Below are 9055 nucleotides of genomic sequence, written 5' to 3'. Positions count from 1 at the left end.
AAGTTGACACCAATGAGCAATGCTGTGCCCCTACGATAGATGTGGTTCAAATACATGAAAACTGCTGTAAGGGACTTGCAATTAAATAATGTACCGATATACCAATCAGGTTTTACCGTTTTATGATGGATTTAGGGTTTTCAACTGGTACTTTATTTTGGCGCGAGTCCCTAAATGTAAATTCAGGGCGCAGAACCATCAAACGCACTCTTGTAAGCATCAGCAGTTTCTATCCCAAAACCTCCAGCTTCGACATGACGAACTAGCGATTGAATGATGGGTGTAGCAATACTAATACCAAATAAAGCATTGAAACCTGCGACAACAACTGGTGCCGACAAAATGACTGTAAATTCTGGAAATAAAGCTAACACAGCCACCAAAACCAAAAAAACAATTGGTGTTGCAATACCTGCTGCCTTTGCTGCTTCCAAAACTAGATTTTTATACTCTTCAACAGTAATATCACCCCGATAAAGATCCAAAGAGTAGGAAATTGCCGTTACTATAACCTGGGTGAGAATAGCTGTTCCTGTTGCAGTAATGCCAAGTTTGGCGATTGTTCCAGAATTGCTGACAATAGAATCTACCGCATTATAAACCCGAATATAAAACTGTTCGCCAACGGTCATTACTTTGGCACCTCGGCGGAGATTGTCAACACCTACTTCCCAAAGGATATTATCAGCAGCATTCGATCCACCTTTAGAACGTGGATTGATGTGGCTACCATGCTTATCTCTAAGAAATTGACGAATTGTATATTCTTTACCTCCAAGCTTTGATGTACCAGGAATTTTATCAAAAAGCTTCATGACATCTGCATCAGAGCGAGGTAAGTCTCCCACGCGAACACCAGCACGATATCTCAGCCTATTTGCAATCTTGGGCATCTCTTGGGCTAATTCCGCAGCTGTCTTTGGTAAATTTTGCAAAGCATCAGCCATAACCATACTAGATGCGGCAACTCCAACAGCATTTTGTTGAAATGTTTTACTAACATTTTGAACAGTTTGAAAACCTGACTGTGCTGCAATGGTTGACAAATTTTGTAAATCATTAACTGCATTGATACTTGAAGTAGTCATCTCACTAGTAGCGTTCTTGATTCCATCAACTACCTCATCCATCCCATTTACTACATTGTTGGCTGCTTCTTGAGCTTTATCTCTAACCGTATCTGCCAACTTCTGTGCTTGATTAATAAAATCCATGTTTTAATAACCTTTCATTTATACTGTGGAGTGTTTGCTCCAGTTTCTCTTTCTAAAACGAATAACCACCTCAGCATTCATGACCAATTTACTTCAAAAATTGTTAAAGAGATAGTGATCAATTTATATCGTTTGTGTATGCTAACTTTATAAACTGAACTATTCGACTATAGGAATCCGCTTTGATTTCTGAACTAATTTGCGTAGGCAGGCAATAGGCAATAGGCAATAGGCAATCTTGCTACAGTCAAGAAGGCTTCTTAGTTGTACTGAATTTTTTCAGAAATCAAATATGAGTCCTATATAGCAACCCTACTAAATTAGTTGTGGCATTGGGAAGTAGATGGCGGTATCAGGTAGTCCAAAAGACTAAAGGATTTCTCTCTTACGGCACTAAAAAAGGTGACTCGGAAAATACATGAGTAGTACAAAACAATACTTCCGACATAGGGACTAATCAGCCATAACTAGATTTTGGATAGATACACTCACATACCTTATTTTCTTAAGATCATCTCAAGAATAAATGATTAGGAATGTAGTCATGGCTGAACAACAAAAACCAAAATCTAATAATCAAGAAGCTACACCTACTGCTTCTGGTGGCTACCAAACGCCCATAGATGAAAGTATTCGCAAAACTGGCGATGCTGAAAAGAGTGATGCTAAATCCACTGCTACTCCAGAAGCACCAGGAGAAGATTCTGTAGCAGGTAGCCCCAATCAGGGAACTGAGTCACGTTAATCAGTTTGAACTTTCCCAAATGTTAACAAGAAAGTTGTAACTCTAATACAGTAAAAAACGAGTGGATACATGGTGTAAGAACCACAATTATCCACTCATTTTTTTGTGTCAAAAACTGCATCATCCCTACATAGGTGCGTTAGCGTAGCTTACTACAGGTTTCGCAATCCGAAACCCCAATACATCCATCAGCATAAACATAATAATCAAATCTACGTAACAACACTGTACTTTTTATACGTAATACTGCTTGGCAATCCATTGATTTGGTTGGGCAAGAACGTTTAGATCAATCAACTCAAATAGCGATCGCAGATCGGAGCATAGATATCCGCGAACAACTCCAGGCAATGGACAATGAAGAAAAAACTTTATTGCAACAGCAGATAGCATTAACAGATGGTCTTTTTCGCCAAATCGCGATTATAGTTGGTTTGGGGTATGCTTCAAGAAGCTATTCGTCTGGAACAGCAAGCTGTAAAAAAATCGTCGAGCGGCATGGTGGTCGCATCTGGGCTGAGTCAGAACCGGGCATAGGAACAGTATTTTATCTTACCCTCAACGCAAATTAAGGTATCTTTAGTATATATACTTTACACCCGCTTAATAACATTCTGATAACTGCATGATTCATCATCAGGCATTGCGACCCATTGAAGTTTTGCTAGTTGAAGACTCTTCTAGTGATGCTAACCTAACCATCAAAGGCTTTTTAAATGCTCAAATCCCTAATAACTTGCATTGGGTTGAGGATGGTGAAAGTGCGATCAATAGAATTAAGCTCTGTCTAACAAATAGCAAATCAGGTGATTATCTAACAAATTGATATAACCCTGCACTATGGAAAAGCTCACAATTCACATTCTATTAGTAGAAGATAGTGCCAGTGATGCTCATCTGCTACGCCGGATATTTTTACATGCAGATCAAGAACAATGGCAGATGTTACATGTTGAACGCCTATCTGAGGCAATAGATGTTAGCAGGGAAAACTCCGCGTCCACCCTTAAGAATTCTCAGATAACGAGTCGAAGGCAACGAAGATTCGACCTAGTTTTGTTAGACCTCAGCCTCCCAGACTCTATTGGACTGGACACATTGAAAGAATTTCGGGCAGCAGTACCAGATATCCCAGTTGTGGTATTAACAGGCCTTGATGATGAAGATTTAGCACTACAAGCATTGGCAGAAGGCGCACAAGACTATCTAGTTAAAGATCAAATGACTATACAAAGGTTAGTGCGTGCCATTCGTTATGCCATTGAAAGAAGCGAAATTCTCAACCAACTAAGGGAGAGTGAAGAACGCACCCGTCAAGCGCTGGCAAAGGAACAGGAACTCAACGAATTAAAGTCGAACTTTGTAGCAATGGTTTCCCACGAGTTTCGCACCCCTATGACTACGATTCGGACGGCTGTGGATATCCTTGAATACAACAGTGATAAACTAACTGATGGTCGCAAAACTAAATATTTTGATCGAATACAAAATGCTATTAATCAGATGCTTCATCTCTTGGATGAAATATTATTCTTGAGTAAAACGGAAGCAGCCAAACTTGAATACAAACCTACACTTTTAAATTTAGAAAATTTCTGTAGCGAACTCACAGATATTCTTCAAATTAATGCAGGTAGTCATCACAGCATTAAATTTACTTTTCAAGGGGAATCTACCCAAGCTCAAATGGATGAGGACTTACTAAATTGTATCTTAACCAATTTGATTTCTAATGCCATCAAATATTCCCCTCCGAATAGTACTATTTGGTTTGATTTGATTTGCAAAGATCGCCTTGCAACTTTCCAGATAAAAGATCAGGGGATGGGCATTCCTCTCAAAGACCAAAGCCATCTATTTAAAACCTTCTATCGCGCTAGTAATGTAGGTGTAATTCAAGGAACAGGATTAGGACTCACTATAGTGAAAAAATGTGTAGAACTACATAGCGGTCATATTCAATTAGAAAGTGAGCAGGGTATTGGGACAACAGTAATTGTGACTCTGCCACTACAATGATTAGGCAAATAAGAGTTGGGCATTGAGCATTGGGCATTGGTCATGGGGCATTGGTTATTCTATCCTCCTTGTCGCCCTTATCCCCCTCATTTCCCTCACTCCCCCGCCTATTTTGCTACTTGAGGGTTTGGCGTTGGACAAGTTTTATTAGCAAAATCACATTGATAAATGTAGGTTTCTTGCCAACTCAAGGGAATTTCTAATAAGTCTCGTGTCCCTGTCATACCTTGTCCAATAAATAGCAATAAAGCAATACAGTTTAAAATGGTATGTATGGTACGCCAGCGATTGGATTTATCTTGATAAATATCTTGAACAATCGCTAATGAAAAAATCATCAGCAGTGCTGCGGTAATACCAATATAATAATGTGACCAGTACCACTCATTAGTGCGACGATATACTCCATCTTGGCAGCCTAAAATTACTAAACCTGCACCAGTTAAAGTTGCAAAAATTGCCCGCCACACGCGCTGCTTTGCCCGAAACAGGAATACTAAAGAGGCGATGGTTGCAGCAAATATTAACAGTATAAAAACAACTTGAAAAGGTGTTTGATTCCACAATTGATTTTTGAGAATATTTTTGCCAATAGGATAGCTTAATCCGATTAAAGTTAATCCAACAACTGCACTTGTTAGCCATTCGCCTAACTGCTTATGTTCTGTACCCACCACTGGTGGAATTTTGCTCTTACTCCCGGCTAGAGTTTGTAGTCTGCGTTGGCGTGTTTGCCAAGCAAAATTAACTACTGTACCGATGAGTGGAAACACGAATATGATTGCGATCGCTGGATGTACAAGACCAAGAAAATCTGTTAATTGCATACAACACCTTTCAATGAATCATTGAATTCATCTCAAAGGACAATTTAAAGCATCGTACCATCACTTAAATTAATTTCAGATAAGAATCTGTTTAATATTTATCTTTTTTATTTTTAGCTGATTTTAATCAATCAAATATTTGAATATCTTATAAAAAACTAGAACTTTAGTCAAGAATAGTTTATGTATTCTTAAATACATGGCAATATTTTTTAATATAAAGTATTATTGTAAATATTTTGTTACATTTTTTTAAATGCGTCACAAAAATTTGGGTGAAATGCTTTTTTTGCAGAATCGTTTTAGGTGAAAAAGGGCGAAATGTCAGGATCAAAGTTTAACTACAAACCACCTCAAAATACTGTTTCCAAGAGAGTTATTCGATTCCACACAGCAACGCTAATTTTATTAGGCGTTTTTTTCTTATCTGGCATCATTGTAGTAGGATGGTTCGCTGGTGAAGATAGAATTAGTGGAGTTTTTGCTCAAATCAATTACTGGCAAATGCACCCACCAATGTGGTTAGAAGCGCCAAGAATAGATAGTAAATATTTACTATTACCCACTATCGGATTATTGCTAACTGTGTTTGTGGTGATGAAAATCTCCCCACAACCCCGAATTTGGTCGCAACGGTTAATAGTGGGAATTTTAATCATTTTAACTTTGCGGTATATTCTGTGGCGATCGCTATCTACCTTAAATTTAGTAGATCCGTTGAATGGATTATTTAGCCTGGGGTTATATTTTGCAGAGATATTAATGCTACTCAATACTACTATACAGCTATTGTTCATGTTGAATATCAAAGAACGTCACCGCGAAGCAGACGTGAAATCACTAGCTGTAATCAGTGGTAGCTTTGTACTATCTGTTGATATTTTAATACCAACCTATAACGAACCAGTTTTTATCTTACGGCGGACAATTATTGGTTGTCAAGCGCTAGATTATGCAAATAAAACAATCTATCTTTTGGATGATACCAATCGTTCAGAAATGAGAGAATTGGCAGAAGAATTAGGTTGTAACTATATGACGCGACCTGATAACAGTTATGCGAAAGCTGGTAACTTGAATCATGCGATCGCTAAAACCAATGGAGAATTAATTGTAGTTTTTGATGCTGATTTTGTCCCCACAAGTAACTTTCTCATCCGCACTATTGGCTTTTTTCAAGATGAAAAAGTTGCCCTTGTACAAACGCCTCAAAGCTTTTATAATGCTGATCCTATAGCCCGTAATTTAGGCTTAGAGAATGTTCTCACCCATGAAGCAGAAGTATTTCATCGTCAAATTCAAACAAGTCGTGATTCTTCAGGTAGTGCGATTTGTGCTGGTACATCCTTTGTCGTTCGCAGAAGTGCTTTAGATCAGATTGGAGGTTTTGTAATTGAGTCTTTGAGTGAAGATTATTTTACCGGAATTCGCTTAACTGCTCAAGGATATCGTTTGATTTATTTAAATGAAAAATTAAGTGCTGGTTTAGCAGCAGAAAATATTGTCGGCTATGCAACCCAAAGATTAAGGTGGGGACAAGGTACACTCCAAGCGCTATTTATTAAATCTAATCCTTTAAAAATTTCTGGGCTAACCCTCATGCAAAGGTTAGCTTCTTTAGCTGGATTACTATATTGGTTTGGTAATATTTCGCGTGTTTATTTTTTACTTATCCCATTAGCATATTCATTTTTCGCTGTGATTCCTATCCGTTCAACAGGAGCAGAATTGTTATTTTTTTTGTTACCTTACTATTCAGTAAACTTAGCAACATTTTCTTGGCTAAATTATCGTTCTTGTTCAGCTTTGCTATCAGATATTTATTCACTAATAATATGTTTTCCTTTAGCAGTAAATACTATTCAAGTGATGATTAATCCTTTTGCAAAAGGATTTCAAGTTACACCCAAGGGTATGGTTAAGAATCGCTATATTTTCAATTGGAATTTAGCCCTACCGTTGATAATTTTGTTTATCGCTACTGCCGTTAGCTTATGGCTAAATCTGGATATTGCATCCGAAACTACACAACATAATACAGGTATAAATTTAGGTTGGATATGGAGTGTTTATAACTCAATAATGATTGGCATTACCCTATTAATTTTAATAGATGCACCGAAAGCAGATATGTATGAATGGTTTGACTTGCGGCGAATAGTGCAGCTAAGAGTTGGCGATCAAAATTTGTGGGGTGTGACTACAATGATTTCTGAAGCAGGTGTTGAAATTGCTCTAAATCAAAAGTTACCTGCCTATTTATTTACTAATCAGTCAATAGATATAGAAATTATAGAAGAGAGTTTCAAGTTGACTGGTGAGGTTATGAGTACTGGGTTTAAAGATGAATTTTCCACAGTACGTATTAGGTTTCAATCAGTAAGCTTAAATCAACATCGCCGACTTGTAGAAATGCTCTTTTGTCGTCCGGGACAGTGGAAGCACCAGAATGCACCAGGAGAATTACATTCGTTATTGTTACTATTTAAACTTTTGCTAAAACCACGAATTCTATTTGATCGGAAAGTAGATGCAAGGGCAACGAAAGTTTCTCAAATTTGATTTTTATAACCTGTAAATAGGTGACATATTTCTAATTCTGGTGCAACGAATTAAGGTTTTCTACCTTCCAGAGCAAGTAATGATTGTCACCATACACAACATTTGTTTTATACTTGTAATTTGCTTCTATTTGCTTGCGCCATATATCTGAAGGATTTAGTAAAAAAATATCAGTGAACTCATCAGTAATATTAGGGATAGTTTGGTCTTTTACTAATTGAAACTGCACTTTTGACTGCAAAAGATAGCTGAGAGAAAAGATATTCCCATAATTAATACCAGAATCATCACTAATTAAAAGTGGACGATCAACCTGATTGATAATTTTCGCAACTTGTGGATTACCATAGCTAATAACCTTACTCCACCAAGTTTCTGCCTGGGAACTCACCCCATAAGAAACTAGCCCACAAATAATCACTAGTCCCATCATTGTTTGCCAGATTCTCCGGCGTACAAGACTCTCACTGTGTAGCTGTGTAGCAAGTAGGTAAGCAACAGTTAGTTGAATTCCCAAGTAAGAAGGCAATAAATAACGTTCGGAAAGTGAGCGTATACCCCCAAAAATTACATCTGGTAGCACTAAAGGTAATGCCGGAATCATAATTAAAGTTACGACAAATAACCAGACTTTATAGTTAGTTGTTCGACACAGAAAATAAATAGAATATCCAATAAAAATCAAAAAAGCTGGCGTAATTACATAGCTAAACGAATTTTCAAACCCAAAGTTTAAATCAAGAAAAATCCGGCTCAACTGTAAAAACCAAGATTTAATTAAAATCTCTAGGGGAACTTGCATTTTTGTCCAGTTTGTTGAACTGTCAAATTGCAAAAAGTTATCTATCACAATTAGAATCCAAGGTATGAAGGCAAAAAATCCTGTTAAAGATGCTAATAGATAAGCTTTCACTGTCCGATTCAACCTAAATCTGGCAGTGGCAATTACATAAATTCCATGAGCAATTGCTACAAATCCAGTCAACAAAAATGTATAAAGACTTAGCGCCAAAGTGACTGCATAGATTCCCCAAGTTAATATGCGTTGTGCTTTGTTTTTTGATTCCAGGCGTAATGCTCGTAGCAACGAGGCACTGCATAGTAATATAGTCACTATCCAGAGAATATATTCTCGTGCTTCTTGGGCGTATACTAGGTGAATAGGAGAGATTGCCATAAGTGCGATCGCAACCTCAGATACCCATAGCGATGCTTTAAATAATTCTCGACATAGCCAGTAAATACTCGGAAAGATTAACAAGCTAATCAAAGCAGATAAACTTCTGATTACCGTCACCGAATTACCAAATATTTGCACCCAAAACCGAGCGATTACATAATACAGTGGTGGATGCTGTGGATCTTCTGTTTCCAAAGACTTAATTGTGTCACTTAAGCCTTTCTCGATATTTGGACTTTGGAATTTGGCAAAACTTTGCTTATTAATTATCTGGCCATTAAATATTTGCTGCCTTGCTTCATTTGCCGTATAACCAGAAATCCGCAATGAAGTGAAAGTCTCATCATGCCAATAAACTTTGCTGTCAATGTTAAAAAAGCGAAAAAATATACCAATCATTAATATAACGACAATCAGAAAACGCAACTTATTTTGAGTAAGTTTAAGATGCCGCATAATTAAATATCACAATAATTTATACATATATAGGACCAGCCCTTTCAAGGTG

General features: G+C 37.3%; 8 protein-coding genes. 5 read left to right on the top strand and 3 right to left on the bottom strand.

The window, feature by feature from the left end; translation table 11 throughout:
- Positions 1 to 182: 182 nt before the first annotated feature.
- Positions 183 to 1214, bottom strand: a complete 1032-nt coding sequence (locus A4S05_RS27890; RefSeq protein ID WP_069073037.1) for a hypothetical protein — start codon at positions 1212 to 1214, stop codon at positions 183 to 185.
- Between the two features lie 544 nt (positions 1215 to 1758).
- On the opposite strand from A4S05_RS27890, the gene A4S05_RS27885 reads away from it, so the two are divergent.
- From A4S05_RS27885 to A4S05_RS27870, 4 genes are all read left to right on the top strand, one after another.
- Entirely contained in the window at positions 1759 to 1959 is a 201-nt protein-coding gene (locus A4S05_RS27885; protein ID WP_069073036.1) for a hypothetical protein, read from the top strand.
- 266 nt (positions 1960 to 2225) lie between these two features.
- Positions 2226 to 2531, top strand: coding sequence for an ATP-binding protein (locus tag A4S05_RS40690; protein WP_069073035.1), 306 nt, complete (start codon positions 2226 to 2228; stop codon positions 2529 to 2531).
- Positions 2532 to 2584: 53 nt separating this feature from the next.
- Positions 2585 to 2785 (top strand): response regulator, encoded by a 201-nt coding sequence (locus tag A4S05_RS27875; protein WP_069073034.1) that lies wholly within the window; start codon positions 2585 to 2587, stop codon positions 2783 to 2785.
- 14 nt (positions 2786 to 2799) lie between these two features.
- Positions 2800 to 3978, top strand: coding sequence for a hybrid sensor histidine kinase/response regulator (locus tag A4S05_RS27870; RefSeq protein WP_069073033.1), 1179 nt, complete (start codon positions 2800 to 2802; stop codon positions 3976 to 3978).
- 107 nt (positions 3979 to 4085) lie between these two features.
- Here A4S05_RS27870 and A4S05_RS27865 read toward each other — a convergent pair whose 3' ends face one another.
- On the bottom strand, positions 4086 to 4805 hold the full coding sequence (locus A4S05_RS27865) for a DUF4079 domain-containing protein (protein WP_069073032.1): 720 nt from the start codon (positions 4803 to 4805) through the stop codon (positions 4086 to 4088).
- A 321-nt stretch (positions 4806 to 5126) separates the two neighbouring features.
- Between A4S05_RS27865 and A4S05_RS27860 the strand changes: the two genes are divergently transcribed.
- Entirely contained in the window at positions 5127 to 7367 is a 2241-nt protein-coding gene (locus A4S05_RS27860) for a glycosyltransferase (RefSeq protein WP_069073031.1), read from the top strand.
- A gap of 31 nt (positions 7368 to 7398) precedes the next feature.
- Here A4S05_RS27860 and A4S05_RS27855 read toward each other — a convergent pair whose 3' ends face one another.
- Entirely contained in the window at positions 7399 to 9003 is a 1605-nt protein-coding gene (locus A4S05_RS27855) for a glycosyltransferase family 39 protein (RefSeq protein ID WP_069073030.1), read from the bottom strand.
- Positions 9004 to 9055: the final 52 nt, after the last annotated feature.

This window comes from Nostoc sp. KVJ20, from assembly GCF_001712795.1.
Classification (GTDB): domain Bacteria; phylum Cyanobacteriota; class Cyanobacteriia; order Cyanobacteriales; family Nostocaceae; genus Nostoc.
The sequence above is the reverse complement of the archived record's forward strand: the minus strand, read 5'-3'. Positions and strand labels throughout refer to the sequence as shown.